Source organism: Mycobacterium gastri (genome assembly GCF_002102175.1).
Classification (GTDB): Bacteria; Actinomycetota; Actinomycetes; order Mycobacteriales; family Mycobacteriaceae; genus Mycobacterium; species Mycobacterium gastri.
Map to the genome: position 1 here is coordinate 18365 of NZ_LQOX01000133.1, position 26482 is coordinate 44846.

A 26482-nucleotide genomic window follows, 5' to 3' on the forward strand; every position below is an offset into this window, starting at 1 on the left:
GCCGATGACCCCGTTCGGGAACGACGTCTGGTGGCTGGTCGTCGCCAAGGCGATCGCCATATTCGCCTTCCTCATGCTGACGGTCCTGGTGGCGATCCTGGCCGAGCGCAAGCTGCTGGGCCGGATGCAACTGCGCCCCGGCCCCAACCGGGTCGGGCCGCACGGCGCGCTGCAAAGTCTCGCCGACGGAATCAAGCTGGCGCTCAAGGAAAGCATCACTCCCGGCGGCATCGACAAGTTCGTGTACTTCGTGGCGCCGATCATCTCGGTGATTCCCGCGTTCACGGCATTTGCGTTCGTCCCGTTCGGTCCCGAGGTGTCGGTGTTCGGCCACCGGACGCCACTGCAACTGACCGATCTGCCGGTCGCGGTGCTGTTCATCCTGGCCCTGTCGGCGGTCGGGGTATACGGCATCGTGCTCGGCGGTTGGGCGTCCGGATCCACCTATCCGCTACTCGGCGGTGTGCGCTCGACCGCCCAGGTGATCTCCTACGAGGTCGCGATGGGATTGTCGTTCGCGACCGTGTTCCTCTACGCCGGCACCATGTCGACGTCACAGATCATCGCCGCACAAGACCGCGTCTGGTACGTCTTCTTGTTGCTGCCGTCGTTCGTGATCTACCTCATCTCCATGGTGGGCGAGACCAACCGGGCGCCGTTCGACCTGCCCGAGGCAGAGGGTGAACTGGTCGCCGGTTTCCATACCGAGTACTCGTCGCTGAAGTTCGCGATGTTCATGCTCGCCGAATACGTCAACATGACAACCGTTTCGGCGCTGGCCGCGACGATGTTCCTGGGCGGCTGGCATGCTCCCTGGCCGCTGAACATGTGGGCCGGAGCCAACACCGGCTGGTGGCCGCTGCTGTGGTTCACCGCCAAGGTGTGGGGCTTTTTGTTCATCTACTTCTGGCTGCGGGCCACGTTGCCGCGGCTGCGCTACGACCAATTCATGGCGCTGGGCTGGAAACTGCTGATACCCGTCTCGCTGGGCTGGATCATGATCGCCGCCGTCATCCGCTCGCTGCGCAACCAGGGATACCAGTATTGGACAGCGACGTTGGTGGTCAGCAGCCTGGTCGTAACCGCGGGCCTGGTGATGTCGCTGCGAAGCCCGGGCTCACGGGGTTCGAAGCGCCGCCGGCAGCGCGCCGCGAGCCTGGCCGAACACGCCGGCGCCGAACCGGTATTCCCGACACCGCCGCTACCGATGAAGCCACTGGCCCAGCCAGTTGGTGCTGCCAGCAAGGAGAAAGCGCGTGGTTAGATTCCTGGACGCCGTAGCCGGATTCGGCGTCACGCTCGGGTCGATGTTCAAAAAGACGGTGACCGAGGAGTATCCGGAGAAGCCCGGTCCGGTGGCGCCGCGCTACCACGGCCGTCATCAGTTGAACCGGTACCCCGACGGTTTGGAGAAATGCATCGGCTGCGAGTTGTGCGCCTGGGCCTGCCCGGCCGACGCGATCTATGTGGAGGGCGCCGACAACACCGAAGAGGAGCGGTATTCCCCCGGCGAGCGTTACGGCCGGGTCTACCAGATCAACTACCTGCGGTGCATCGGTTGCGGCCTGTGCATCGAGGCGTGCCCCACCCGCGCGCTCACCATGACCAACGACTACGAGATGGCCGACGACAACCGCGCCGACCTGATCTACGAAAAGGACCGGCTGCTGGCCCCGCTGCTGCCCGAGATGACCGCGCCGCCGCACCCCAGGGCTCCCGGCGCCACCGATAAGGACTACTACCTGGGCAACGTGACCCCGCACGGCTTGCGGGAGAGTCAGACCGCTGGAGACCTCCGGTGACCGCGTTACTGGCTTCAAACTTAGCGCAGGACACCATAATTCGGACCTCCACCGGTGAAGCGGTGACGTTCTGGATCCTGGGCGCGCTGGCGCTGATCGGCGCGCTCGGGGTGGTGCTGGCTGTGAACGCGGTGTACTCGGCGATGTTTTTGGCGATGACGATGATCATCCTGGCGGTGTTCTACATGGTCCAGGATGCGCTGTTCCTGGGCGTCGTTCAGGTCGTGGTCTACACCGGCGCGGTGATGATGCTGTTCTTGTTCGTGCTGATGCTCATCGGTGTGGACTCCGCGGAATCGCTGAAGGAGACGCTGCGCGGGCAGCGGGTCGCCGCGGTGGCCACCGGGATCGGGTTCGGCATCCTGCTGGTCGGCGGCATCGGCAACGTGGCGACCGGCGGCTTCGCCGGACTGACCGCCGCCAACGCCAACGGCAACGTCGAAGGCTTGGCGGCGCTGATCTTCTTTCGCTACCTCTGGGCTTTCGAATTGACCAGCGCGCTGTTGATCACCGCCGCGATCGGAGCGATGGTGCTGGCTCACCGAGAGCGCTTCGAGCGTCGCAAGACCCAGCGGGAGCTCTCGCAGGAGCGCTTCCGTCCCGGCGGACACCCCACCCCCCTGCCCAACCCGGGCGTCTACGCCCGCCGCAACGCGGTCGATACGGCAGCGCTACTGCCCGACGGCACGTACTCGGAGTTGTCGGTCTCCCCGACATTGCGCGGCCGGGGCGCGGACGCCACCGCGACCCCCTCCGCCGACACGGTCAAAGGTGGTACCTCGTGAACCCGGCCAATTATCTCTACCTTTCGGCGCTGCTGTTCACCATCGGCGCCTCCGGTGTGCTGCTGCGGCGCAACGCAATTGTCATGTTCATGTGCGTCGAGCTGATGCTCAACGCGGTCAACCTGGCGTTTGTCACGTTCGCGCGGATGCACGGCCATCTCGACGGACAGATGATCGCATTCTTCACCATGGTGGTTGCCGCCTGTGAAGTCGTCGTCGGCCTGGCCATCATCATGACGATTTTCCGGGCCCGCAAATCGGCGTCGGTCGACGACGCGAACCTACTCAAAGGCTGAGAACGCCAAGATGATTCATTACACCTGGCTGCTGGTGGCCCTGCCGCTGGCGGGTGCCGCGATCTTGCTGTTCGGCGGCAGACGAACCGACTCGTGGGGTCATTGGCTGGGCTGTGTCGCGGCCCTCGCGCCGTTCGGCGTGGGCGTCACGTTGCTTGCCGACATGCTCAGCCGGAGCGAGGGCGACCGCGTCATCCACCAGACGGTGTTCACCTGGCTCCCGGTGGGCGGGCTTCAGGTCGACTTCGGGCTGCAACTCGACCAGCTGTCGATGTGCTTCGTGCTGCTGATCACCGGGGTCGGGTCGCTGATCCACATCTATTCGGTCGCCTACATGGCCGACGACCCGGACCGCCGTCGTTTTTTCGGCTACCTCAACCTGTTTCTGGCCTCGATGCTGCTGCTGGTGGTCGCCGACAACTATGCGTTGCTCTATGTCGGCTGGGAAGGGGTGGGCCTGGCGTCCTATCTGCTGATCGGTTTCTGGTATCACAAACCGTCAGCGGCCACGGCGGCAAAGAAGGCGTTCGTGATGAACCGGGTCGGTGACGCCGGTCTGGCGCTGGGCATGTTCTTGATGTTCAGCACCTTCGGGACGCTGTCGTACGCCGGGGTGTTCGCCGGAGCGCCCGCCGCCAGTCGCGGCGCGCTGACCGCAATGGGGTTGCTGCTGCTGCTGGGCGCCTGCGCCAAATCGGCACAGGTTCCGTTGCAGGCGTGGTTGGGCGACGCGATGGAGGGCCCCACCCCGGTGTCCGCTCTGATCCACGCCGCCACCATGGTGACCGCCGGCGTGTATCTGATCGTGCGGTCCAACCCGCTGTACAACCTGGCGCCGGACGCTCAATTGGCCGTGGTCATCGTCGGCGCCGTCACTTTGCTGTTCGGGGCGATCATCGGCTGCGCCAAGGACGACATCAAACGCGCGCTAGCGGCGTCGACGATCAGCCAAATCGGCTACATGGTGCTGGCCGCCGGCCTGGGCCCGGCAGGCTACGCGTTCGCGATCATGCACCTGCTCACCCACGGCTTCTTCAAGGCCGGCCTGTTCCTCGGGTCTGGCGCGGTGATCCACGCGATGAACGAAGAACAGGACATGCGCCGCTACGGCGGACTGCGGGCCGCGCTGCCGGTCACGTTCGCCACGTTCGGGCTGGCATATTTAGCGATCATCGGCGTGCCCCCGTTCGCGGGCTTTTTCTCCAAGGACGCAATCATCGAAGCGGCGCTGGGGGCCGGCGACACCCGCGGCTACATGTTGGGCGGGGCCGCATTGCTGGGTGCGGGAATCACCGCGTTCTATATGACCCGGGTGATGCTGATGACCTTCTTCGGCAAAAAGCGTTGGGCGCCAGGGTCGCATCCGCACGAGGCGCCGGGGCTGATGACGTGGCCGATGATCCTGCTGGCCGTCGGCTCGGTGTTCTCCGGGGGCCTGTTCGCGGTGGGCGGCACCCTGCGCAACTGGCTCGAGCCCGTCGTCGGCGTACCCGAAGAAGCCGCCCACGCCATCCCGGCCTGGGTCAGCACCACGGTGACGCTCGCCGTTGTCGCCGCCGGAATCGCGGTGGCCTACCGGATGTATGCCACCGCACCAATCCCGCGGGTGGCCCCCACCCAGGTGTCGGTGCTGACGACGGCCGCGCGCGCCGACCTCTACGGCGACGCCTTCAACGAGGAGGTGTTCATGCGTCCCAGCGCCCGACTGACCGACACGCTGGTCGAAGTCGACAATGCGGGGGTGGACGGATCGGTCAACGCGCTGGCCGCGCTGGTGAGCCGAACGTCGAACCGCTTGCGGCGCATGCAAACCGGCTTCGCCCGCAACTATGCGCTGTCGATGCTGGCCGGCGCGGTCGTGGTGGCCGCGGTGCTCCTGGCGGTGAACCTGTGGTGAGCAACTTCGCCTGGCTGAGCGCGCTGTGGCTGGTGCCGCTGGCCGGTTCGGTGCTGATCATGCTGCTGCCCCCCGGACTGCGCCAACTGGCCAAGTGGACGGGGCTGGTCATCAGCGTCGCGACGCTGGCGGTCTCGGTTGTTGTCGCGACCGGCTTCAAGCCCGGCTCCCAAACTGGCACAGAGCCATACCAGTTCGTCGAAAAGCATTCCTGGATACCGGCTTTCGGCGCCGGCTACACGCTCGGGGTGGACGGCATCGCGGTGGTGCTGGTGCTGCTGACCACGGTGCTGCTCCCGCTGCTGTTGGTAGCCGGCTGGAACGATGGAGGGGAACGCACCCGCGGCGTGCACGCGTATGTCGCCTTGACGCTGGCCATCGAGTCGATGGTGCTGATCTCGCTGGTCGCACTCGACGTGCTGCTGTTCTACGTGTTCTTCGAAGCCATGCTGATCCCGATGTACTTCCTCATCGGCGGCTTCGGCCAGGGTCCCGGACGGTCCCGAGCCGCGGTGAAGTTCTTGCTGTACAACCTGTTCGGCGGGCTGATCATGCTGGCGGCGGTGATCGGTCTGTATGTGGTGACCGCGCAGCACGGCCCGGGAACCTTCGACTTCCGCGAGATCGTGTCCGGTGTTTCCTCCGGCCGCTACGGCGTGGACCCGGCGGTGTTCAAGGCGCTGTTCCTGGGTTTCATGTTCGCGTTCGCCGTCAAGGCCCCGCTGTGGCCCTTCCACCGCTGGCTGCCCGACGCCGCGGTCGAGTCCACACCCGCGACCGCGGTGCTGATGATGGCGGTGATGGACAAGGTCGGCACCTTCGGCATGCTGCGTTACTGCCTGCAGCTCTTTCCCGACGCCTCAACGTATTTCCGTCCGCTGATCGTGACGCTGGCCATCATCGGTGTGGTCTACGGCGCGGTGGTGGCGATCGGTCAGACCGACATGATGCGGCTGATCGCCTACACCTCGATCTCGCACTTCGGGTTCATCATCGCGGGCATCTTCGTGATGACCACCCAGGGACAGAGCGGGTCGACGCTGTACATGCTCAACCACGGCCTGTCCACGGCGGCGGTGTTCCTGATCGCCGGCTTCCTGATAACACGGCGCGGCAGCCGGTCGATCGCCGACTACGGCGGTGTGCAGAAGGTGGCCCCGGTCCTGGCCGGCACGTTCATGGTTTCGGCCATGGCGACCTTGTCGCTGCCCGGCCTGGCCCCGTTCATCAGCGAATTCCTGGTGCTGCTGGGCACTTTCAACCGCTACTGGCTGGCCGCGGCGTTCGGTGTCACGGCCCTGGTGCTGTCGGCCATCTACATGCTGTGGCTCTACCAGCGGGTGATGACCGGGCCGGTGGCCAAGGGCAACGAACGGATCGGTGATCTGGTGCCCCGCGAAATGATCGTGGTGGCACCGCTGATCGCGTTGCTGCTCGTGCTGGGGGTCTACCCCAAACCGATGCTCGACCTCATCAACCCCGCGGTCGAGAACACCATGACCACCATCGGCCAGCATGATCCCGCGCCTCATGTCACACATCCGGTTTCGGGCGCCGGCGCCCAGCGGACAGCCGAAGGACCGCACCAATGACCTTGCCCAGCCCCAGTATTGAGTACTTTCTGCTCTGCCCGATGCTGATCGTCTTCGGCGTCGCCGTCGTCGGAGTGCTGGCCGAAGCGTTCCTGCCCCGCCGCATGCGATACGGCGCCCAGGTGACGCTTACCGTCGGCGGATTGATCGCCGCATTCGTCACGGTGATCATGGTGGCCAGGTCGATTCCGGCGTCCGGCCGACCCGCGGTGCTCGGTTCGGTGGCGGTGGATCGACCGACGCTGTTTCTGCAGGGCACCGTGCTGCTCGTGGCGGTGATGGCGGTCATCTTCATCGCCGAACGCAGCGCGCACCGGGTTGCCGCACCGAACAGGGTGGCGGTCGGGGCGGGCACCGGCGGGCTGGATTCCTTTACGCCGCAGGCTTCCGCGGTGCCCGGCAGCGACGCCGAACGGGAGGCCGAGCGGGCCGGCGCCGCCCAAACCGAGATCTTCCCGCTGCTGACCCTGTCGGTCGGCGGCATGATGGTCTTTCCCGCGTCCAACGACCTGTTGACCATGTTCGTCGCGCTGGAAGTGTTGTCGCTGCCGCTGTACTTGATGTGCGGGCTCGGTCGTCATCGCCGCCTGCTGTCGCAGGAAGCGGCGTTGAAGTACTTTCTGCTGGGCGCCTTCTCGTCGGCGTTCTTCCTCTACGGCGTGGCGTTGCTCTACGGCGCGACCGGCACCCTGACCCTGTCCGGTATCCGGGATTCGCTGGCAGCACAAAGCGATACGTCCATGGCCTTGGTCGGTGTCGGGTTGCTGTCGGTCGGGCTGCTGTTCAAGGTCGGCGCGGTTCCTTTCCACTCCTGGATTCCCGATGTGTACCAGGGCGCGCCCACCCCGATCACCGGATTCATGGCGGCCGCCACCAAGGTGGCGGCGTTCGGTGCGCTGCTACGCGTGGTCTATGTCGCGCTGCCGCCGCTGCACGACCAGTGGCGGCCGGTGCTGTGGGCGATTTCGATCCTGACCATGGCGGTAGGCACCGTCACCGCGGTGAACCAGACCGACGTCAAACGGATGCTGGCCTATTCGTCGGTCGCACATGTCGGCTTCATCCTCACCGGCGTCATCGCCGACAACCAAGCCGGCCTGTCGGCGACGTTGTTCTATCTGGTCGCCTACAGCTTTTCCACGGTGGGCGCGTTCGCCATCGTGGGGCTGATCCGCAATGCCAAGGGAGTCGAGGACGCCGATCTGTCGCACTGGGCCGGCCTGGGCCAGCGTTCACCCATTGTGGGCGTGATGCTTTCGATGTTTTTGCTGGCGTTCGCCGGTATTCCGCTGACCAGCGGTTTCGTCAGTAAGTTCGCGGTGTTCCGGGCCGCGGCCCAAGGGGGCGCGGTGCCGTTGGTGGTCATCGGTGTGATCGCCAGCGGGGTGGCCGCCTACTTCTACGTGCGCGTCATCGTGTTGATGTTCTTCACCGAGGGCTCCGACGACACACCGCAGGTGGTGGCGCCCGGAGTGCTGAGCAAGGCCGCTATTGCGGTATGCGCTGTGGTCACAGTGGTTTTGGGGATCATCCCGCAGCCGGTGCTCGATCTTGCCGATCAGGCCGCGCAGTTGCTGCGCTGAGGCAGCCGGCTGGGCTGTTGCTGAATCGACTTCAGACCTTCATGGTCGGAGTGAGGGCAGCCTGCAGGATCCGGACGTCGCGGGTTGCGATCGTTAGGTTGCGCCTCAGCGCTTGTGCGACGACGACGCGGTCGAAGGGATCCCTGTGCTCCCAGGGTAGTCGCGCCGCCAAGATGCCATCTTGTGAATCAATAGCCAGCTCAGAAGCGCTCATGTCCGCAATGACCTCACTCCAGGTTGATAGCAGCGCGTCACCGTCGAGTCGACCAAGGCGTGTCTTGATGCCGATCTCCCACGCCGAGCCGGCGGTCACCCAAAGGTTGGTATCAGAGCGCGACAAAACACTCAGCGCGTCGGCGTCCAGCCTCGCTGGCTCGCTGACCAGCCAAAGGAACGTGTGAGTGTCAAGCAAAACGTTCATGACGCGTTGTCTTCCCAGGCGGCAAGCTCCGACTCAGGTAGCGGATCGTCAAAGTCCTCGGGTACCACCAGATTCGGAAACTGACCGAACCGCCGCGGCACGGGCTGGATAGGGACAAGCATGGCGACAGGTCGACCGTAATTGGTGATGGTGATCGAGGCGCCGGTGCGCTCAACTTCGGCTAATAGGGCATTGAGCCGATTCTTTGCTTCGGTGCTCGTCACTGTCTCCATGTCAGCCATACTAACGCTGTAAGGCTTTCTGGCTAGCTACGCTAGATCAGCTAGCTGATTTGATCTGGGGCCGCTTCTCCGCCTTGACGCTTGTCCAGCCGGCCGGCCAGACACCGGCAGAAATGCGGGTTGCGTTGCGCTACGACGAGTTCGCCGTCTGGTGCGTCCTAACAACCGATCTGCGACGGGTACGAAACCGGCGCAGCACCACGGCATCTCCAGCCGACGAACCGAAAACCGGATACCTGTTCCGTTAGGGCTGACCGAAGAAACCCGCCTGGTTGTCACCCTGGTTGAACAGGCCCGCGCTGCCGTCACCGGAGTTCCCGATACCGGAGCTGCCAACGCCCGAGTGGAAGAGACCCGAGCTGAGGCCAAACATGGCCGTGTTCCCGATGCCATAAACGAAGCTGCCCGAGTTGGCGATTCCGGTGTTGTTGTTGCCCGAGTTGAACAATCCGGTCTGGCCGTCGCCGGTGTTCTGGAAGCCCGAGCTGGTGTCACCGCTGTTCTGGAAACCGGAGCTGTCATTGCCGCTGTTGAAGAAACCGGAGACGTTGGTACCGGTGTTACCGAAGCCCGACGATGTCGCACCGGCGGGGGTGATCGCGCTACCGACGCTGGTGTTCAGGCTGCCCGAGTTGAAGAGGCCGGTGTTGACGTCACCCGCGTTGCCGAAGCCGGTGTTCAGGCTGCCCGAGTTGAAGAAGCCGGTGTTCAGGCCTTGACCTGGGAACGCTGAGCCGCCGGCATTGAAGCCGCCGGTGTTGTCCTGTCCTGCGTTACCCAGGCCCAGGTTGGCATCGCCCGAATTTCCGAAGCCCATGTTGTTGAAGCCGCCGTTGGCGATCCCGAAGTTCCGGTCGCCCCCATTGCCGAAGCCGGTGTTGGTGCTGCCGGCGTTCCAGAAGCCCGAGTTGATATCGCCCGAGTTGGCGAAGCCGAAGTTGCCGGTCCCCGAGTTGAAGAAGCCGAAATTCCCGTCACCGGAGTTGAAGAAGCCGATGTTGTTGTTGCCCGAGTTGCCGAAGCCCATGTTGTTGGTGCCGGTGTTGAACGCGCCGATACCGACCTGGTTGTCGCCGGTGAGGCCGAAGCCGATGTTGTTGTTGCCCGAGTTGCCGAAACCGAAGTTGTTGTCGCCGATGTTCGCGAAGCCGATATTGGACGAACCGATGTTGGCGCTGCCTATGTTGAAGGCGCCCTGGTTCGCATCCCCGAAGTTGTTGCCGTTACTGAAATCGAACGGGTTAAACGTGTTGCCACTGCCCAGGTTTCCGCTGCCGAAGGAATTTCCGAAGCCGAAGTTCCCATTACCGAGGAAGTTTCCGCTGCCGAAGTTGAGGTTGCCCCGGTTACCCCAGCCGAAATTGGTGTTACCAGTGTTTCCGCTGCCCAGGTTGGCAAAGCCGAAGTTGCCGCTGCCCGAGTTGAGGTTGCCGATATTTCCGCCGCCTGTGTTCAGGCTGCCGAAGTTCCCGTTGCCCAGGTTGAACGAGCCCCGGTTGCCGCCACCGACGTTCCAGTCGCCGGTGTTTCCCAGACCCGTGTTGGACAACACAATCCCAAACGGTGCCGCGGCCGGTGACGCGGCCGCCGCACCGACGGCCGACGCCGCCGCCTGACCCAGGCCCGGCAACCCGGACAACGCCTGTTGCCACGACTGCAACGCCGATGCTGCCGTCGCCGCCCCGCCGTGGTACCCGACCATCGCGGACACATCCGCGGCCCACATCTCCTCGTAGATGCCCTCAGCAGCCGCGATCAACGGCGCGTTCTGACCGAACACATTGGACAGGACCAGCTTCACGAAGGCATTCCGGTTCGCGGCCACCTCGAGCGGATGAACCATGGCCGACCGCGCTGCCTCGAACGCACTCGCCACCGCCTTGGCAGACGCCGATGCCCCCACTGCCCGTGCTGCGGCCGCCTCCAAGAATCCCGCGTACGGTGCCGCCGCGGCGGCCATGGCCGCTGCGGCGGCACCCTGCCACGCCTGGCCAGTCAGCCCCGAGGTCACCGACGTGAATGACTGCGCCGCCGTGCCCAACTCCTCGGCCAACCCATCCCAGGCCGTCGCGGCCTGCAGCATCGGTGCAGACCCCGCGCCGGTGAACATGCGCAGCGAATTGATCTCTGGGGGCAAGACAAAGAAGTTCATCAGCTAGTCCTTTCGTCCGGTCGTCACACCGCATTCCTCCCCGGGCCACGCAACAGACCCCTGAGCTTCGGGCGACCGTGCACGGCATTACACCGGTATTGCAGACTTTAGGAAAATCGCGGCATCAATGTGGGAGTTCCGTCAAATTCGTTGACATTTCGAACAGCTACCTCGACCAGGCCCACTTCAGCCCATGAACGGGCGGGTGACCAACACATAGATCGCCACCACGGCCACCGGTGCCACCAATGGCAACCACGGCACCTGCAGCGGGAAGGACGTCGCGACCAATCCGGCAAACGCGAATCCGGCGGCGGACACGATCGTCGGCAAACTGCCCATCACAAGGCCCGTGCCGACCGCGTGCCGGAACACCAGGTAGGCGGCTGCGCACAGGCCCGACAGTGCGGCAAGACCCTGCGAAGGGTCCGACATCAGCAGCACCGCCACCGACAGCAGCACCGCAATCGTTGCCGCGGGCCGAAACGCGATTCCCGCCGCCACGGCAAGAGCGCCCGCAGCCCCGGCGGCAACGGCCGGCCCGTGCGACCCGACGACGGCGGCGCCCACCATCAGCAGGCCGAACAACGAGGACCCGACCCTACTGACCTGGCTGACCTGACCGGCAGATACGCCCATGTCAGTGCCGTCCCGCCAGCTGTCCCCGACCCCGGCGGCGCCGATCCGGCAAGGTGCTCATCGACTGCTCCAACGGACGATCCCCCTGCCAGGACAGCACGTCGACACCGACGGTGGCCATGTCGCGGTACATCGCGGAGCGCTGCAGCGTCCACAGCCGCACCACCAGCGGGTCCTGCTCGCCCTCGAACGGAGAGCCGTCGAGAACGTCGACGGCAACCACCACATGGCCGCGTTTACGCAAGTCGATCAGCGCCAGCGCGAATTCGGTGTCGAGCAAGGTGGAGAACGCGATGACGATCGCCCCGGCCGGGACGGCAGCGCGCGGCGCCAATGTCCCGGTAGTCCTTTCGAACCCGTCGCCGGTGTCCAGCACGGTATCGAGCACTCGATAGAACTGGCGCTGGCCGATGTCGGCGCCCAGCCACCGGGGGCGGTTGCCGCCGAGCGCGACGATCCCGGCGCGGTCACCGTTGCGCAGTGCGGTCTGTACCACCTGCGCAGCGCCACGCGCGATTCGCTCGGTGGCCACGGTCGCCGGGCCCGGCGGCTGCCGATAGGTGTCGATGAGCACGATCACGTCGGCGGCGCGGTCGGTCAACCGCTGCGTCACGTGCAATCGGCCGCGCCGCGCGCTGACCGGCCAGTTGACGGCGCGCAGCTGGTCTCCCGGCACGTAGGGGCGAATGTCTGCGTATTCCACGCCCGGGCCGATGTGCCGGGTGAGGTGGGCGCCCAGGCGGTCGAGCAATTCGGTCTGCGGAATGGCCGTGGGCTGTGGCGGTGTCAGCGGAAAGACGACGACTTCGGCTGCGTCGACGGTTCCCGTCCCGGTCAGCAAACCGCCGCGCGCGACCGCCTCGACCCGGACCCGGATAGGATAGCGCCCCCATCGGGGCGCCGACGCGGCAACCATTCTGGCTGGGCGGCAATCCGATTGGAGAACATCGAGCTGCATGCCGATAGGCGCCGAGACCGTCACCTCGATCGGCTCCGACCCAGATGGATCGGTGGAATCCGTTGTGGCCCAAACCTTGACGTGTGCCTGCTCATTCTCGAAGCAGCGCTGCGAAGCCGGCTCGCCGTGCACCTGGACGGCCGGGACCGGTCGTTGCCAGTAGATCGAGCACAGCACGCCGAGCAGCGGCGCCGCGAACGCGATCAGCTGCCACCGGCCGCCGATGACGGCAGCCGCCAGCGCCGCTGCCGCACCGGTAGCGATCGCCAGCGTCAACGGTGAGGCGCGCCAGCGCAACTCGACCTCACGCGTCTGGATCATTCGTCCCACTGGTTCGCGGAACAGGCAAGCGCCGCAACAGTTCTCCGACGACGTCGGCACCCTGTACCTTTCGCACCCACATCTCCGGACGCAACGTGATCCGGTGTGCGATCGACGCGGTGGCCAGCGCCTTGACGTCTTCGGGGATCACATAGTCGCGTCCGAGCAGCAGGGCGCGGGCCCGGGCGAGTTGGACCAGGTCGAGTTCGGCTCGCGGACTGGCGCCGACGGCGACCTGGGGATGATGCCGCGTCGCGGTGGCCAGCGACACCACGTAGTGCAAGACGTCCTGGTGGACGGTCACCTGCTCGACCGATTCCCGCATCGCGAGCAGGTCGTGCAGGTCGACGACCTGGCTCACCGTCGGTTCTGCCGATCCCCGGTCCAGCCGGCGGCGCAGCATCGCGGTTTCGTCCTGCTCGGAGAGGTATCGCAGCTCGAGGCGGATCGCGAAGCGATCCAGCTGCGCCTCGGGCAGCGGGTAGGTGCCCTCGTACTCGATCGGGTTGTCGGTGGCCAGCACGATGAACGGCGTGGGCAGCTTGTGTGTCTTGCCGTCGATGCTGACCTGGCCCTCGGCCATCGCCTCCAGCAACGCGGCCTGGGTTTTCGGCGGCGTGCGGTTGATCTCGTCGGCCATCAGCAGGTTGGTGAAAATCGGACCGGGGCGAAACTCGAAGCGGCCGGACTGCATGTCGTAGATCGTCGAGCCGAGCAGGTCGGCGGGCAGCAGATCGGGGGTGAACTGCACCCGCTTGAATTCCAGCCCCAGCGCGGCGGCGAAGGAGCGAGCGATCAGCGTCTTGCCCAGCCCGGGCAGGTCCTCGATGAGCACGTGGCCGCGGGCCAGGACGGCGGTCAGGATCAGCGTGAGCGCCGCGCGTTTGCCCACCACGACGCGTTCGATTTCGTCGAGCACCGCCTCGCAGCGAGCCGTCGTCGTCGCGACCGGCATATTCATGATCGGTTCATACCAGCGTCATACCAACTCGAATTTTTCCAGTATCGCCTCGAGCGCCGCGCGGCCAGGGCCGGGCTGATGCGCACCGGAGGGCGCGACGTTGTTCGGGTTGACCCATTCCCAGAGTTCGGCGCCGAACAGCATCTGCCCCGTGGCATGAAACGCCGCCGGGTCTTTGGCCAGCCGTTGACCGGTCGCGATTTCATATCGGCGCGCCAGCATCGGACGCAAGTGCCGGTCCCAATCCGCCCGGGTGGATTCCGACCACCGGATCGTGGTCTCGGTGCTCGACAGCCAGCGGCGCAATCCGTCGCCGAGATCGTCGTGCTCGGCCTCGGCGGCCGGCGATGTTCCGCGGCCGAGGATGCGGCGGACATTGAGCAGCACCAGGCCCACCGCCACACCCGACGCTGCGAGAACGAACCGGCGGTCCGGCACGATCAACCCCAGCAGCTCGATTCCGACGATGAGGCAAACACCCAGGACGACAAGCTTTTTCACAAGGCAGCTCGCTGGGTGCGGGGCGCCAGTTCGTCGAGAACCAGCCGAAGGACGCGGACCGCGAGTTCCCGGTGCCCCTCGTTCATCACGTGCGGACTGAACCGCGCCTCGGCGAACAGGTTGACCAGCTGCCCGGCGTTGTCAGCACGCAGAACACCGCGTGCGACGGCGCGGGCCAGCACCTCGGTGGGGGTGTCGAAGTCCTGGGGAACGGCACCGGGAACGTTGGCGAGCTCCCGCTCCATGGCCGCATAGCAGGCGATGATCGCCTCCCGCGGCCCGCGATCGAGATCGGTCATCTCGGCCAATCCCAGTTCGGCCGCCCGAGCCAGCAATTGCGAGCCCTGCGCCGGCTCCGCGAATTCGGCGTCGTCGGCGGCGACGCTCGCCGGGGGTGCGGCGCGCCGACGCCGCCGCGCCATGATGGCCGCCGCTGCGACGATCATGACCAACAGCGGAACCGTGTACGCGAGCAGAATTTCCAGGGTGTGTCCGGGATTGTCCGGCGCGTCCTGCCGCGGCGGCGCGGTGCGGGGCGCTGGCGGCGGCGCGCTCTGATCCGGCGAGGGCAGCGAGGAAGCCACCTCCTGCGGCACGACCAGGCGAGCCAACAGCGTCGCGACCAGCAGCCAGGCCACGATCACGCCCAGCCCGATGAGCAGCACCCGCCAACTCGGCCGTCCCTTACCGCCGCCGAGCATCTCGGACAGCTTCCCCGCACTGGGCGCGTCCGCGCGTGGATCGCGCAATCGCGCGATTATCGCGAACGCCATCAGCGCGACACTCGCGCTCAGGACGACGATCACGAATGTCAGCGCCGCCCGGCCGCTACCCGGCTCCGAGTGCGAGCCGCCGTCGGCAGCCGGCAGATAGCCACGCAGGGCCGCGGCGACCAGGATCAACAGCACGATCAGGGCGACAACGCGTCCTGTCGGCTTGTCGATACCGGACATCTGGCACACCTGCCTGCCGCCGCTGCGGCCTGGGATTTCTTCATACTGGCACGTCAAAGACCCGTGTCGCCACACGTGGCCGAAGTTATTGCCCCGGCCGGAACGGCCGGAAGCTGCCGTCGAGAACCTCGCGGTGGCCGATCGTGCGCCCGGTGACCACCGCCGGATCGACCACCGCCAATTCCACTGCCGCCCTGGCGAATTCATCCGCCGGGGCGGTATCGGTGAATTCGCGGGCATAGTAGGCCAGCCCCGGGGTGCGGATGGGTTTCGACGGCGCCAGCGCGTTGACCGCGATGGCACGGCCCAATCCGCGGCTGGCGCCGGTGACGACCGCGCTGCGCCCGGCCAGCCGCCGCGTCACCGGGTCACCCCGTGCACCAGGATCGCGGCGGTCTGATCCACCCACGTGTCGTCGAGCTTTTCGTCCGGGCGCAGCAGCATCCGCAGCATCGTGGCTCCCCCGATCAATTCGATCAACCGGTCCGGGTCGACGTCGGGATGCGCCTCACCGCGATCGACAGCCTCCCGCAACCGCGACCGCACGGCGACGAACAGGTCGGTGAAGCGCGACATCACCCGGGCGTTGAGCTCTGCATCGGCGGTCATATCGGCCACCAGACCGGGCAACGCGGCCCGTACCACCGGGGTGGTGAACACGTCGCGAGTGGCGGCGAGCATCATCGCGATGTCGGCGGCGATATCGCCGGCCGGAGCTTCCAATGCCGTGGGGGCCGCCGGGAATGCTGCCTCGTGGACCAGCTCGGCCTTACTCGACCAGCGCCGGTACAATGCCGATTTGGTGGTCCCGGCACGTTCGGCGACAGCGGCCAGGCTCAGGTTCGAATAACCGATCTGCACAAGCAGTTCCGCGGTGGCCGCCAAGATCGCCGAATCGATGCGCGGGTCGCGGGGCCGCCCGGCGCCCGGGGCCTTGTCAAGGGAGGACGGGTCTGCTTTCATAACGCTACCTACCGTATCGTAATTACCGCGGGAAGGAAGACCTGTGGCCAACGAACCGGCGATCGGGGACATCGACCGCCTGCAGCGCTCGAGTCGTGACGTCACCACCCTGCCGGCGGTGATGTCGCGATGGCTGTCGACGGTGTTGCCCGGCGGCGCCGCACCCGAGGTGAACGTGGAAAGCGGCGTGGACTCCACGGGCATGTCGTCGGAAACCATCATCGTCACCGCTCGCTGGCATCAGGACGGCCAACCCATCGAGCAGAAACTGGTAGTCCGGGTGGCGCCCGCCGCCACGGATGTGCCGGTGTTCCCCACCTATCGACTCGACCACCAATTCGAGGTGATCCGGCGAGTCGGCGAGCTGACCGATGTCCCGGTCCCCAACGTGCGCTGGATCGAACCCACCGGGGACGTGCTCGGAACCCCGTTCTTCCTCATGGATTACGTCGACGGCGTGGTGCCGCCCGACGTCATGCCCTACACCTTCGGCGACAACTGGTTCGCCGATGCCTCGGCCGAACGTCAGCGTGAACTACAGGACGCCACGGTCGCGGTGCTGGCCACGCTGCATTCGATTCCCGACGCCGAGAGCACATTTGGATTTCTGGCCAAGGACTTTGCCGGTGATACCGCGCTGCGCCGGCATTTCAACTGGGTTCGCGCCTGGTACGACTTCGCGGTACCCGACATCGGCCGATCTCCGTTGCTGGAGCGGACGTTCGACTGGCTCGACGACAACTGGCCGCACGAAGCGGCCGCGCGCCGACCGGTGCTGCTATGGGGGGACGCCCGGGTGGGCAACGTCATGTACCGCGACTTTCGGCCGGTGGCGGTGCTGGACTGGGAAATGGTCACGCTGGGCCCTCGCGAACTCGACGTCGCGTGGATGATCTATGCGCACATGGTCTTTCAAGGGCTGGCCGCCCTGGCGACGCTGCCGGGGCTGCCCGAAGTGATGCGCGAAGACGACGTCCGGGCCACTTATGAGCGGCTTACCGGCGCCGAACTTGGCGACCTGCATTGGTTTTACGTGTATTCCGGTGTCATGTGGGCATGCGTGTTCATGCGTACCGGCGCGCGCCGCATTCACTTCGGCGAGATCGACAGACCTGACGACGTCGAATCGCTGTTCTACCACGCCGTTTTGATGAAGCGCCTTATCGGAGAGGACGACTGATGATCGGGCCACTCGACGAATATCCGGTACACCAACTTCCCCAGCCGATCGCCTGGCCGGGTTCCTCCGACCGCAACTTCTACGACCGCTCCTACTTCAACGCCCACGACCGCACCGGAAACATCTTTGTGATCAGCGGTATCGGCTACTACCCCAACCTGGGAGTAAAGGACGCATTCCTGCTCATCAGGCGCGGTAACACCCAAACGGCGGTACATCTTTCCGACGCTATCGACCAGAACCGGCTGCGCCAGCACGTCAACGGCTATCGCATCGAGGTCATCGAGCCGCTGCGAAGGCTGCGCCTTGTCCTCGACGAAACCGAAGGCATCGCAGCCGATCTCACCTGGGAGGGGTTGTTCGACGTCGTCCGGGAACAGCCGCACGTGCTGCGGTCCGGCAACCGGGTGACGCTGAATGCACAACGGTTCGCCCAGCTGGGCAGCTGGAGCGGCCGGATAGCGATCGACGGCGAAGAGATCGCGGTGGATCCCGCCACCTGGATCGGCAGCCGCGACCGGTCCTGGGGCATCCGGCCGATCGGTGAGCCCGAACCGGCCGGCCGGCCCGCCGATCCGCCGTTCGAGGGCATGTGGTGGCTGTACCTGCCGATGGCGTTCGACGATTTCGCGGTCGTGCTGATCATTCAGGAGGAGCCGAACGGATTCCGCTCCCTCAACGACTGCACCCGGGTGTGGCGCGACGGCCGCGTCGAGCAGCTGGGCTGGCCGCGGGTGACAATCCACTACCGCTCCGGCACCCGGATCCCCACCGGGGCGACCATCGATGCGACGGCACCCGATGGCACCCTGGTGCATTTCGACGTGGAGTCCAAGCTGCCGGTGCCCATCCACGTGGGCGGCGGCTACGGCGGTGACTCGGATTGGCTGCACGGTATGTGGAAGGGCGAGAAATTCGTCGAGCGGCTGACCTACGACATGACCGATCCGGCGATCGTCACGCGGTCCGGCTTCGGCGTCATCGACCACGTTGGCCACGCGCTGTGCCGCGACGGCGACGCGGAACCGGTGGAGGGCTGGGGCCTGTACGAGCACGGCGCGCTGGGACGCCACGACCCGTCGGGATTCGCCGACTGGCTCACGGTTGCGCCCTGAGCCCGCCGTGAACGGGGCGCCGGCCACCGCACCTCGACGTCAATGCCCCGAGCTACGGTCAACTGCCCCAAGAACAGTGCCGATGCCGTTGGGGCCTCAAGGGTAGTCGCCCGCATCGGGGATGTTGGTAGTGCCCGGTCGGGTGGCCACAAATCCATTGCGCGCGTAGGTTTGTCGCGCAAAGGCGGGCAAATCGTGCGCCGGCTCGGCCACAGACCCACCCGAAAGACTGAGTGCCGCAGCCACCACTCCGCTGAGCGCGACAACCAGACCTGAGTTCAAAGCCGTCGTCCCCAGAGATCCGCCAAGGTCCACGAGGTGATCCACGAAAACAGGTGACGGTCGTAGGTCACCAAAGTTCAACCCCCGATGCCGGATTCCGGCTTCGATGATCGCGGGCAGGTCGGCAATAGAGATTTTTCCGACGGATCCGCCGAAATGCGGTTGACTGTAGGACGTGACAAACCCACGCTGGATTGTCGACGTGGTCATAGTGGGTGCCGGCTTCGCCGGACTGGCGGCAGCCCGCGACCTAGCCGGAGAAGGTCATGACGTGCTGGTACTCGAGGGCCGCGACCGCGTGGGCGGCCGTTCCCTCACCGGCAACGTCGCGGGATTACCGGCGGATATGGGCGGCACGTTCGTCGGCCCCACTCAAGACGAGGTCCTGGCCCTGGCCGACGAGCTGGGAGTTCCGACCATCCCGACCTACCACGACGGCAAGAACCTGATCCATTGGCGGGGCGCGGTGCGCCCGTACAGCGGCACGATCCCAAGGCTGTCGCTGGCCGCACTGCTCGACATCGCGCGGTTGCGCTGGCAATTCGAGCGGCTGGCCCGCGCCGTGCCGATATCGGCGCCATGGGACGCGCCGCGAGCGCGCCAACTTGACGGCATGTCACTGCGTCAGTGGTTGCGCGCGGTGCGCGCCACCGCGTCATCACACGACCTGATGGCCATCATGGCGCGGGTGACCTGGGGTTGCGAACCCGAAGACGTGTCCATGCTGCACGCCACCCGCTATGTGCGCGCGGCCGGCGGTTTGGACCGGCTGCTCGACGTCGAAAACGGCGCCCAGCAGGATCGGTTCGCGGGCGGCACCCAGCAGATCGCCGACCTGGCGGCGGCTGAGCTGGGAAGCCGGGTGGTGCTGGATGCGCCGGTGCGTCGCATCGACCGCCACGGTGCCGGTGTGACAGTCACCTCGGATCAGGGACAGGCCGAGGCCGGGTTCGTCATCGTGGCGATCCCGCCCGCACACCGTGCGGCCATCGAGTTCAATCCCCCGCTGCCGCCGGAATACCTGGAACTCGCCCGGCATTGGCCGCAGGGCCGGTTGAGCAAGGCCTATGCCGCGTATTCGACGCCGTTCTGGCGCGCCAACGGATTCTCCGGCCAGGCCTTGTCGGACGACGGCCCGGTGTTCATCACCTTCGATGTCAGCCCACATGACGACGGGCCGGGCATCCTCATGGGTTTCGTCGATGCCCGCGCATTCGACTCGTTGCCCACCGAACAGCGCCGCCGCGACACGCTGCGGTGTTTCGCCTCACTGTTCGGCGACCAAGCGCTCAAACCCCTCGACTACGCCGATTACCGTTGGGGCAGCGAGCAATTCGCGCCGGGCGGTCCCACCGCCGCGGTACCGCCCGGTTCCTGGACCAAATACGGGCGGTTGCTGCGTGAACCGGTCGGGCCGATTCACTGGGCCGGCACGGAAACCGCGGATGAATGGACCGGCTACTTGGAGGGCGCCGTCAGGTCCGGTCGACGGGCGGCCACCGAAATCTCCGCACTGCTATGAGCTGATCCGCCGGACCGCGGAATGCCGCGTGACCGATTCGGCCAGGATACGCAAATGGCGGTTCACCTCGTGGTGCTGTTCCAGCATCGAGCAGTGGCCGCCCGGCAACTCGACGAGATCGAAGACATTGGGTGCGACACTGGCGATCTTGCGGGACTGACTGATCGGTGTCAGCCGATCGTGCCTGCTGCCGATCACCAGCGTCGGCACCGTCAAGCCGTCGAGGTTGATATGCCGAGGCCCCAGTTCGTCTACGAGCATCCGCGCACAGCCGCCGCGCCCCGCCGGTGACGTCTGCGCGAAAAGCTCGTAGACCAGCCGCGCGGTGCTCGGGTGGGCATCGGCCCCCACCGCCATCATTGCGACCAGAAGCTGGGTCGGTATCCGGACCACGCCGGGAACCCGAAATCCCCCGAACACGTTGATCAAGCCGCGGCCCGCCAGCACTCGCGCCGCCGACAATTCCCGTGGCACCGACAGCAACTTCACTCTGCTCAGCAGGTCGCCGGTGGTCGTGTTGATCAAGGCGACCGCGTCGGCGCGCCGGAGTACCTTGTGGCGATAGCGTTCCGACCAGGCCGAGATGGTGATCCCGCCCATCGAATGTCCGGCGATCAGCGCCCGCTCGTGCGGGGCCAGCGTCGCGTCCAACACCGAATCCAGGTCGGAGGCAAGGTGTTTGAGGGTGTAGCTGCCGCGACGAGGGATGCCACTGTGCCCGTGTCCGCGGTGGTCGAAAGCGATCACCCGATAGTCGTTGGCCAGGTCGGCGATCTGATATGCCCACACCCGGATGGAGCAGACGAAGCCATGCGTCAAAACGATCGGGTAGCCGTCCGGCGGCCCGAACACCTGGGTGTGCAGCGGAGTCCCGTCGGCCGCGCGAACGGTCAAACTGCGACTGGGCGGCAACGCGTCGGGCAACTCGTTCGGCACATCGCCGCGGGTGGACTTCATCGCCGCTCCCCCTTCGAACGCGGCTTCGTCGCCGCCCTCCGGATGGCGCCGAGTTTACCTGACGGTAATGTGGGACCGGTCACATTTGCGCGAAAACGATCTGGTAACGACGCTGCGCAGCCGACATTTCGGGATTGGGCGGGTGTGAGACCCTGACTGCGTGTCCCAGATGTCCCGCCGGGGGTTCCTGGCGGCAACGGCGGGTTTGACCTGCGCCGTCGGTACCGGCGCGACGGCCGGGTGCGCCAAGACAGCACCTCCGGACAACAAGGCGGTCCTGGTCATCGGCGCCGGCATGGCGGGTTTGGCGGCCGCGCGCAGTCTTGCCGACGCGGGTTGGCCGGTACGGGTGATCGAAGCCCGCAATCGGATTGGCGGCCGGGTGAATACCACCCGCGACTGGGGTCTGCCGCTGGAAATGGGCGCCTCGTGGATTCACGGCACGACGAACAATCCGCTGGTGGAGTTGGCGCGCAAAGTACAGGCGCAACTCGCCCCGACCGACTACAACCAGGCGGCGAAACTGGTGTTCGATCCTCGCCTACAGCCGATCGACTACCACGAGGCGACCTGGCGCGCGCTCGTGGCCCAGGCACGTGACGAGGTCAACGGCGGGAGTCTGGGCGCCGCCGTCAATGCCCAGGCCGAGCGCGACGAGTTGTCCGACAACGAGCGCGCCCAGTTGACCTACTACGTCAACACCGAAATCGAAGACGAGTACGCCGCGGACGCAGACCAGCTCTCCGCCACGACGTTCGACCAGGGCACGTATACCGGCGGGCCACAGGTGGTCATCACCAGCGGATACGATGCCGTGCCGCGCTCGCTGGCCGACGGCCTTCCTGTCGTCCTCAATACCGCGGTCACAGCTGTAGTGCGACAAGGCAATTCGGTGATCGTGCGAGCCGGTGACCGGTCCTTCGAAGGGCCCGCCGCCATCCTCACCGTTCCGCTCGGCGTGCTGCAGGCCGGGGCGATAACCTTCGATCCGCCGCTTCCGGACGGACACGCACACTCGTTGCGGGCGTTGGGATTTGGAGTGCTGTCCAAGAGCTACTTCCGCTTCGCGCAGCGGACCTGGGACCTGGAAAACGCGTTTTACCAATTCCTGGGCTCCGACGGCGGCATGTGGGCACAATGGCTGACGTTGCCGGCCGCCGCCGGGCCGATCGTGTTGGCTTTCAACGCCGGTCGCCGCGGCCGGTACGTGGAGTCAACCGCACCCGGTGAGTTGATGGCCGGCGCGCTGCCCATCGCCCGGCAGTTGTTCGGCAACGACGTCGCGCTCGTCGACGTCAAATCGTCGAGCTGGACCGTCGATCCCTATGCCCTTGGCTCGTACTCGTTCCATGCGCCGGGTTCCGGTCTCGACGATCGCCGCCGGTTGCAGGAACCGATCGGTGATCGGCTCTACCTCGCCGGCGAGGCCGTCGGCGAGGACAATCCCGCCACCGTGCACGGCGCCTTGCTCAGCGGCCGACACGCCGCGGCCGAATTGATGCACCGCCTGCAATGACGTTGCCGGCGTGGCCGGTCAGTAGTCTTGCAGCGCGGCCACGTTGCGCCAACTCGGCCACGTCGTCTCCCAGATCCGATGGATTCGACCGTTGCGGTAGGCGGCGATGAGCACAACCTCTATTCGGGTCGGCTGCTCGCCGGGGCGAGACGTGGTAATCCACAACCGTCCCGCCACCTTGTCGGCGGCCGCCACCCACGCCTGCTCGTCGTACTCGACCGCGTAGCTGATGTCGGTGGCATAGACGTTGCGGTGGCTGTCGCGGAATTCGGCAAAACTCTGACTCAGCCCGTCGGAGTACATCACAAAGTCAGGGTCGTAGTAGTGCTCGAAGAGATCAGCGTTCTTGGCCACGACCACCCGGTCGAACATCTCGCGAAGCAGCGCCACCGACACCGGCCGATCGCAGCCGAGTTCGGAAGTGCTACGACTGGCGTCCGCCCGACTCACGCGGGCAGCTCTTGCGCGCCGCGATCAAGGTTGTGGAACTGCGCGCAGGGCTCTTTTGCCCCCAGCATGAAGGGCAATGCTTTCGCCCCGAACCCCAGCTTCGCCGAGAGCCGGCCGAAGAAGCCGCGTTCCGCCACCACGGGCCGCACCTCGGGCGTGGCGAGATCGATATAGTAAGTCGCCGTTTGGCCAATGCCCTCGAAATCGTGGGTCAACGCGATCGAGAGCTTCCGAATCGACTCATCGAGGCAAGCTGCCACCACGTCGGTCATCAGCACGTACTCCGACACCGGCACCAGGTTCTTCAGCATCCGGTGCACGAGAATGACGTCGAAGCCGGCGAGTTCGACCCGGCGCTTGACCTTCTGCTCGGCGACGTCGCCCTCGTGAGCGACAAACTTGAGCGACAAGTTGCCCAGTTGCGAGCAGCTCTGGCAATCGCAGGCGATGTCTTTCTTCAGCCTTTCCCGGCGCGCCAGGAAGGCTTGTCGCATGGTCGTTATCCGTTCGCACACAACGACTTTGGGGTTGCCACCGGGAGCCCAGAAGAACGCGGCATCGCCCTCCAGCTTGGCCAGCTTGAGACCTTTGCCGGCGTCGATCACCGCTTCGAGCAGCTCGGCCACCGTCTGCTGCGCGTGCACCAGGTGCATGCGGTTCCAACTCATGTAGTGCGTGTATCCGCCGATGTCGGCAATGAGTAGCACGGCGCGCCTAACGGCCATGAAATCAGGATTTTAGCGGTCCGACCCGGCCCAGTCGATGCTGATCCCGCCGATGCGCGACGGCCGTTGCCGGCCACGCAATCACCTCGGCGACCCTGCGCCGGACGGTCGCGGGGCCCCGGTCAGGAAGCCTTGGTGTACCGGCGGACCAATTCACCGTCACCGAAGGTGCTCACGTAGTCCAGGCCGGCGTCGTCGCGGCCGAAAAACGTCCACTGCTTCGGGCTTCTATTCGGCTCACTAATCAGCTTGACCTTGAAGGGAACGTGGGTCGAGCGCACGGTGCCGATGACGTCACCGACCCGGATCTCCGACGGATGAATTTCCGGTGCGTCCCACCAGTTCTGTATGGCCATGTGATACATCCTTTCTTACGAGCGTCGGCGCGACGCATCTACAGCGCAGTCCCGCACCGAGCATGATGTGGGGCGCGGTGGTGGGTTGCTCAAGCGTCCGCGGGTCGAAGTCGCCGGCTGGTCGCGGGCGGACCGCACGTCGAAAAATGTTGCCGCTGAGCGGCGTTGCGCGGTTGGCGAGGTACCCATCAAGCCGTCACGACTGCACATCGGCCGGAGCGACGTGCGCGGCTGCATCGTCCCGGACACGTCGACCGCATAGTGCGCTTTCGGCACGAGCGGCACGCAGGATGTCGCCGCAGATCTGGAATTCCTGGGTGTCCCGCTCCTCACCCATGGCGGGCCGGCCCGCACATCTGCGCAACACCATCTTGGCCAGAGCAGCGGACGTGCGGCACGGCACCACCAGCAGATTCGCCGAGGCCCGGCTACCCGTGATCGTCATCAGTCGCTGGCGTACCACAACCCGGCCGCGCTCACCCCTGTCACCTACCCTGGGACGGTTCAACGCATCAAGATCTGGCGAACTCTCCAGCGAGGACCAGTTGACCGTGATAGCGGTGATATTGCCCAAACGCGTGCGCAAGGCATCTACCAACTCGGGAAGTTCGCGCGCTATCGAGGCCGTATGCGGCCACCACGCCCCGTCCAGCGGCGCACCCAGTTCCATCGCCAAGGCGACCCGCACCGGGCTGGCCAGACGCCGAGCGCCCACTGCTCCGTTCATGGCGCTGACATTGTCCCGACGGGAACCGCCCGCGTCATGCGGCCGGACCCCGGCGACATCGTCACCGCCACCAGTCGGCCTGCGCGCAACTCGCGGTGATCCATCGACGACCCCTTCACTTCGGCCTGACCCGGCACACACGTGTGGGGATCGACAAACGAAGCCAGTCACAGACCGTTGGTTACGATGCGGCCGCGAACCCGAGATCAGAGCTGGCTACGAAAGAAAACCTCACTATGGACACTACACCCACGGGGCCGGTAACCGCACCGGGTTGAGCGATCAGGCGACGACCCGGTCGTTGTGGCTTTCGGGCCCGAGGCGCCGGTCGCAGTGCACGATTTCGACCGCCGCGCACCGTACTTGCGCGCCCGGTTCGTAGACCATTCGACGCGGTCGGCACCCGTCACCGGCCTGCTATTCATGGTGTGAAGCAACCGATGTCGAAGCCCGTCAGGTGATATGCGGGTGCGGTGGGAGACTCCAGATGCGGCCTGATTCCATTCGCGGCCAACATATCCCGCTCCAGGATGTAGTAGCTGTCGAGCCACTACTGACCACCTCGTGCGGCGGCACCCGCATTTAGGCGTTCCCATTCATCTCCTTGAATGTCCTCACTGGACGTCGCTGGGCCTTTCGGAGGATTGCCGCAGGTGCTTGAGGACCCTGCGGCAGGGATGGCACCGGTTTCAGGCGTCTTTCCGGTGGGGCGATCTATTGCACCGTCTGGAGATTGGACATCACGCAATCGAGGTGTCGCCCTGTCACACGAATCTCCCGGCACCTCATCCCGAGAGACGGTCAACGCCTGGGCACGAACACCGGTTTCCTATTATGCTGTTGTCCCCGTACACCTTTCGGCTACGAGTCAGCCATCAGACCCAGAGATACACCCAATCCCTGCCTGCTCGGCAGCAACTACAGCCGAGCGCCTCGTGGCGCAGTCACGTCAAGATGCTCGCGAAGCCTGATGTATCGGCGGGAAGAATTTTCCTGACGCGATCTCTGGTACGCCGGAACCGCGATAACATTGAGCTGCTGCTCTGCTCTGGGAGAAGTGTCGAATGTCATTTGCGGTCGCGGTGCCAGAGAACCTGATGTGGGCGGCTTCGGATGTGGCCGGTATCGGTGCTGCGCTCGACGCGGCCAACGCGGCCGCGTCGGCTCCCATCACGGTGTTGCTGGCGGCGGGCGAGGATGAGGTGTCGGCGGCGGTCGCGGCGCTCTTCGGTTCGCATGGCCAGGCCTATCAGGTGATCAGCGCCCGGGCGGCGGAGTTCCATGCTCGGTTCGCGCAGGCTTTGGCGTCCGGAGCCGGGTGGTATGCCAGCGCCGAAGCCGCCAACGCCTCGGCGCTGGAAACGGTGGAGCAGCAGCTACTCGGCGTGGTCAATGGGCCCAGCCAGACGCTGTTGGGACGCCCGTTGATCGGCGACGGCACCAACGGTGGGCCGGGGCAGCCCGGCGGGCCGGGCGGGCTGTTGTACGGCAACGGCGGCAACGGCGGCGCCAGCAACACCGCTGGTGTGTCCGGCGGCGCGGGTAGCCAGGGCATCGCCGACTTCAACAGCACCGGCGTATTTGCC

26 protein-coding genes and 1 pseudogene are annotated in these 26482 nt (G+C 65.8%); 12 read left to right on the forward strand and 15 right to left on the reverse strand.

Annotated features, from left to right (window positions below; all coding sequences use genetic code 11):
* Positions 1-4 precede the first annotated feature (4 nt).
* Genes nuoH through nuoN form a run of 7 tightly spaced genes read left to right on the forward strand, consistent with a single transcriptional unit; the run spans position 5 to position 7955 of the window.
* Complete coding sequence (gene nuoH / locus AWC07_RS22305; RefSeq protein ID WP_036411997.1) at positions 5-1264, forward strand: NADH-quinone oxidoreductase subunit NuoH; 1260 nt, start codon at positions 5-7, stop codon at positions 1262-1264.
* Positions 1257-1802 carry an NADH-quinone oxidoreductase subunit NuoI gene (nuoI, locus tag AWC07_RS22310; RefSeq protein WP_036411975.1) on the forward strand — a complete coding sequence of 182 codons (546 nt, stop codon included), beginning with the start codon at positions 1257-1259 and terminating at the stop codon, positions 1800-1802. Before nuoH ends, nuoI begins: the two co-directional genes overlap by 8 nt.
* 8 nt (positions 1803-1810) lie before the next feature.
* Positions 1811-2587, forward strand: a complete 777-nt coding sequence (locus tag AWC07_RS22315) for an NADH-quinone oxidoreductase subunit J (RefSeq protein WP_425271269.1) — start codon at positions 1811-1813, stop codon at positions 2585-2587.
* Positions 2584-2883, forward strand: coding sequence for an NADH-quinone oxidoreductase subunit NuoK (gene nuoK / locus AWC07_RS22320; protein ID WP_007168303.1), 300 nt, complete (start codon positions 2584-2586; stop codon positions 2881-2883). The genes AWC07_RS22315 and nuoK overlap by 4 nt, the downstream gene beginning before the upstream one ends.
* 10 nt (positions 2884-2893) lie before the next feature.
* On the forward strand, positions 2894-4780 hold the full coding sequence (nuoL, locus tag AWC07_RS22325) for an NADH-quinone oxidoreductase subunit L (protein WP_036411972.1): 1887 nt from the start codon (positions 2894-2896) through the stop codon (positions 4778-4780).
* Positions 4777-6372, forward strand: a complete 1596-nt coding sequence (locus tag AWC07_RS22330; protein ID WP_139829825.1) for an NADH-quinone oxidoreductase subunit M — start codon at positions 4777-4779, stop codon at positions 6370-6372. Before nuoL ends, AWC07_RS22330 begins: the two co-directional genes overlap by 4 nt.
* A complete protein-coding gene (gene nuoN, locus AWC07_RS22335; protein ID WP_036419020.1) occupies positions 6369-7955 on the forward strand; it encodes an NADH-quinone oxidoreductase subunit NuoN in 1587 nt (528 codons plus the stop codon). Before AWC07_RS22330 ends, nuoN begins: the two co-directional genes overlap by 4 nt.
* Before the next feature lie 31 nt (positions 7956-7986).
* Here the strand turns inward: nuoN and AWC07_RS22340 are convergent, their stop codons facing one another.
* The 10 genes and pseudogenes from AWC07_RS22340 to AWC07_RS22390 form a co-directional block, all read right to left on the reverse strand.
* Entirely contained in the window at positions 7987-8376 is a 390-nt protein-coding gene (locus tag AWC07_RS22340; protein ID WP_036419022.1) for a type II toxin-antitoxin system VapC family toxin, read from the reverse strand.
* A complete protein-coding gene (locus AWC07_RS22345; protein WP_036419025.1) occupies positions 8373-8609 on the reverse strand; it encodes a type II toxin-antitoxin system Phd/YefM family antitoxin in 237 nt (78 codons plus the stop codon). The genes AWC07_RS22340 and AWC07_RS22345 overlap by 4 nt, the downstream gene beginning before the upstream one ends.
* A gap of 253 nt (positions 8610-8862) precedes the next feature.
* Positions 8863-10770 carry a PPE family protein gene (locus tag AWC07_RS22355; RefSeq protein ID WP_036419031.1) on the reverse strand — a complete coding sequence of 636 codons (1908 nt, stop codon included), beginning with the start codon at positions 10768-10770 and terminating at the stop codon, positions 8863-8865.
* 186 nt (positions 10771-10956) lie between these two features.
* On the reverse strand, positions 10957-11409 hold the full coding sequence (locus AWC07_RS22360; RefSeq protein ID WP_036419609.1) for a hypothetical protein: 453 nt from the start codon (positions 11407-11409) through the stop codon (positions 10957-10959).
* Position 11410: 1 nt separating this feature from the next.
* Positions 11411-12688: a DUF58 domain-containing protein gene (locus AWC07_RS22365; protein ID WP_036419690.1), complete on the reverse strand. Its 1278-nt coding sequence runs from the start codon at positions 12686-12688 to the stop codon at positions 11411-11413.
* A complete protein-coding gene (locus AWC07_RS22370) occupies positions 12672-13649 on the reverse strand; it encodes an AAA family ATPase (RefSeq protein WP_036419692.1) in 978 nt (325 codons plus the stop codon). Before AWC07_RS22370 ends, AWC07_RS22365 begins: the two co-directional genes overlap by 17 nt.
* A gap of 18 nt (positions 13650-13667) precedes the next feature.
* Complete coding sequence (locus AWC07_RS22375) at positions 13668-14150, reverse strand: hypothetical protein (protein WP_036419693.1); 483 nt, start codon at positions 14148-14150, stop codon at positions 13668-13670.
* Positions 14147-15103: a DUF4129 domain-containing protein gene (locus tag AWC07_RS22380; protein WP_036419694.1), complete on the reverse strand. Its 957-nt coding sequence runs from the start codon at positions 15101-15103 to the stop codon at positions 14147-14149. The genes AWC07_RS22375 and AWC07_RS22380 overlap by 4 nt, the downstream gene beginning before the upstream one ends.
* Positions 15104-15188: 85 nt before the next feature.
* Positions 15189-15401, reverse strand: a pseudogene (locus AWC07_RS22385) (oxidoreductase); the annotation flags it as partial.
* Between the two features lie 62 nt (positions 15402-15463).
* A complete protein-coding gene (locus AWC07_RS22390; RefSeq protein ID WP_036419698.1) occupies positions 15464-16066 on the reverse strand; it encodes a TetR/AcrR family transcriptional regulator in 603 nt (200 codons plus the stop codon).
* A 43-nt stretch (positions 16067-16109) separates the two neighbouring features.
* On the opposite strand from AWC07_RS22390, the gene AWC07_RS22395 reads away from it, so the two are divergent.
* From AWC07_RS22395 to AWC07_RS22405, 3 genes are all read left to right on the forward strand, one after another.
* Positions 16110-17246 (forward strand): phosphotransferase family protein, encoded by a 1137-nt coding sequence (locus tag AWC07_RS22395; RefSeq protein WP_036419699.1) that lies wholly within the window; start codon positions 16110-16112, stop codon positions 17244-17246.
* Entirely contained in the window at positions 17246-18361 is a 1116-nt protein-coding gene (locus AWC07_RS22400) for an Rv3169 family protein (protein WP_036419701.1), read from the forward strand. Before AWC07_RS22395 ends, AWC07_RS22400 begins: the two co-directional genes overlap by 1 nt.
* A 457-nt stretch (positions 18362-18818) precedes the next feature.
* Positions 18819-20165: a flavin monoamine oxidase family protein gene (locus AWC07_RS22405; RefSeq protein WP_036419703.1), complete on the forward strand. Its 1347-nt coding sequence runs from the start codon at positions 18819-18821 to the stop codon at positions 20163-20165.
* Here the strand turns inward: AWC07_RS22405 and AWC07_RS22410 are convergent.
* Positions 20160-21122, reverse strand: coding sequence for an alpha/beta fold hydrolase (locus AWC07_RS22410; RefSeq protein ID WP_036419704.1), 963 nt, complete (start codon positions 21120-21122; stop codon positions 20160-20162). The genes AWC07_RS22405 and AWC07_RS22410 overlap by 6 nt on opposite strands.
* Before the next feature lie 169 nt (positions 21123-21291).
* On the opposite strand from AWC07_RS22410, the gene AWC07_RS22415 reads away from it, so the two are divergent.
* Positions 21292-22638, forward strand: coding sequence for a flavin monoamine oxidase family protein (locus AWC07_RS22415; RefSeq protein ID WP_084293768.1), 1347 nt, complete (start codon positions 21292-21294; stop codon positions 22636-22638).
* Between the two features lie 18 nt (positions 22639-22656).
* On the opposite strand, the gene AWC07_RS22420 is transcribed toward AWC07_RS22415, so the two are convergent.
* From AWC07_RS22420 to AWC07_RS22435, 4 genes are all read right to left on the reverse strand, one after another.
* Complete coding sequence (locus AWC07_RS22420) at positions 22657-23034, reverse strand: nuclear transport factor 2 family protein (protein ID WP_036419708.1); 378 nt, start codon at positions 23032-23034, stop codon at positions 22657-22659.
* Positions 23035-23084: 50 nt separating this feature from the next.
* Positions 23085-23813 carry a DUF2652 domain-containing protein gene (locus tag AWC07_RS22425; protein ID WP_036419710.1) on the reverse strand — a complete coding sequence of 243 codons (729 nt, stop codon included), beginning with the start codon at positions 23811-23813 and terminating at the stop codon, positions 23085-23087.
* A 122-nt stretch (positions 23814-23935) separates the two neighbouring features.
* Entirely contained in the window at positions 23936-24169 is a 234-nt protein-coding gene (locus tag AWC07_RS22430) for a hypothetical protein (RefSeq protein WP_036419714.1), read from the reverse strand.
* 196 nt (positions 24170-24365) lie between these two features.
* Positions 24366-24896 carry a DUF5994 family protein gene (locus tag AWC07_RS22435; RefSeq protein WP_036419712.1) on the reverse strand — a complete coding sequence of 177 codons (531 nt, stop codon included), beginning with the start codon at positions 24894-24896 and terminating at the stop codon, positions 24366-24368.
* A 1064-nt stretch (positions 24897-25960) separates the two neighbouring features.
* Here AWC07_RS22435 and AWC07_RS29025 point away from each other — a divergent pair.
* A partial coding sequence (locus tag AWC07_RS29025; protein WP_085105231.1) for a PE family protein occupies positions 25961-26482 on the forward strand: 522 nt, incomplete at its 3' end.

Excerpts from the sequence above, each read along its gene's own strand:
- nuoH (WP_036411997.1), top strand. The coding sequence starts at position 5 with ATGACCCCGTTCGGGAACGACGTCTGGTGGCTGGTCGTCGCCAAGGCG.
- nuoL (WP_036411972.1), top strand. The coding sequence starts at position 2,894 with ATGATTCATTACACCTGGCTGCTGGTGGCCCTGCCGCTGGCGGGTGCC.
- nuoN (WP_036419020.1), top strand. The coding sequence starts at position 6,369 with ATGACCTTGCCCAGCCCCAGTATTGAGTACTTTCTGCTCTGCCCGATG.
- AWC07_RS22340 (WP_036419022.1), bottom strand. The coding sequence starts at position 8,376 with ATGAACGTTTTGCTTGACACTCACACGTTCCTTTGGCTGGTCAGCGAG.
- AWC07_RS22345 (WP_036419025.1), bottom strand. The coding sequence starts at position 8,609 with ATGGAGACAGTGACGAGCACCGAAGCAAAGAATCGGCTCAATGCCCTA.
- AWC07_RS22355 (WP_036419031.1), bottom strand. The coding sequence starts at position 10,770 with ATGAACTTCTTTGTCTTGCCCCCAGAGATCAATTCGCTGCGCATGTTC.
- AWC07_RS22360 (WP_036419609.1), bottom strand. The coding sequence starts at position 11,409 with ATGGGCGTATCTGCCGGTCAGGTCAGCCAGGTCAGTAGGGTCGGGTCC.
- AWC07_RS22365 (WP_036419690.1), bottom strand. The coding sequence starts at position 12,688 with ATGATCCAGACGCGTGAGGTCGAGTTGCGCTGGCGCGCCTCACCGTTG.
- AWC07_RS22370 (WP_036419692.1), bottom strand. The coding sequence starts at position 13,649 with ATGAATATGCCGGTCGCGACGACGACGGCTCGCTGCGAGGCGGTGCTC.
- AWC07_RS22380 (WP_036419694.1), bottom strand. The coding sequence starts at position 15,103 with ATGTCCGGTATCGACAAGCCGACAGGACGCGTTGTCGCCCTGATCGTG.
- AWC07_RS22390 (WP_036419698.1), bottom strand. The coding sequence starts at position 16,066 with ATGAAAGCAGACCCGTCCTCCCTTGACAAGGCCCCGGGCGCCGGGCGG.
- AWC07_RS22400 (WP_036419701.1), top strand. The coding sequence starts at position 17,246 with ATGATCGGGCCACTCGACGAATATCCGGTACACCAACTTCCCCAGCCG.
- AWC07_RS22410 (WP_036419704.1), bottom strand. The coding sequence starts at position 21,122 with ATGAAGTCCACCCGCGGCGATGTGCCGAACGAGTTGCCCGACGCGTTG.
- AWC07_RS22415 (WP_084293768.1), top strand. The coding sequence starts at position 21,292 with ATGTCCCGCCGGGGGTTCCTGGCGGCAACGGCGGGTTTGACCTGCGCC.
- AWC07_RS22425 (WP_036419710.1), bottom strand. The coding sequence starts at position 23,813 with ATGGCCGTTAGGCGCGCCGTGCTACTCATTGCCGACATCGGCGGATAC.
- AWC07_RS22430 (WP_036419714.1), bottom strand. The coding sequence starts at position 24,169 with ATGGCCATACAGAACTGGTGGGACGCACCGGAAATTCATCCGTCGGAG.
- AWC07_RS22435 (WP_036419712.1), bottom strand. The coding sequence starts at position 24,896 with ATGAACGGAGCAGTGGGCGCTCGGCGTCTGGCCAGCCCGGTGCGGGTC.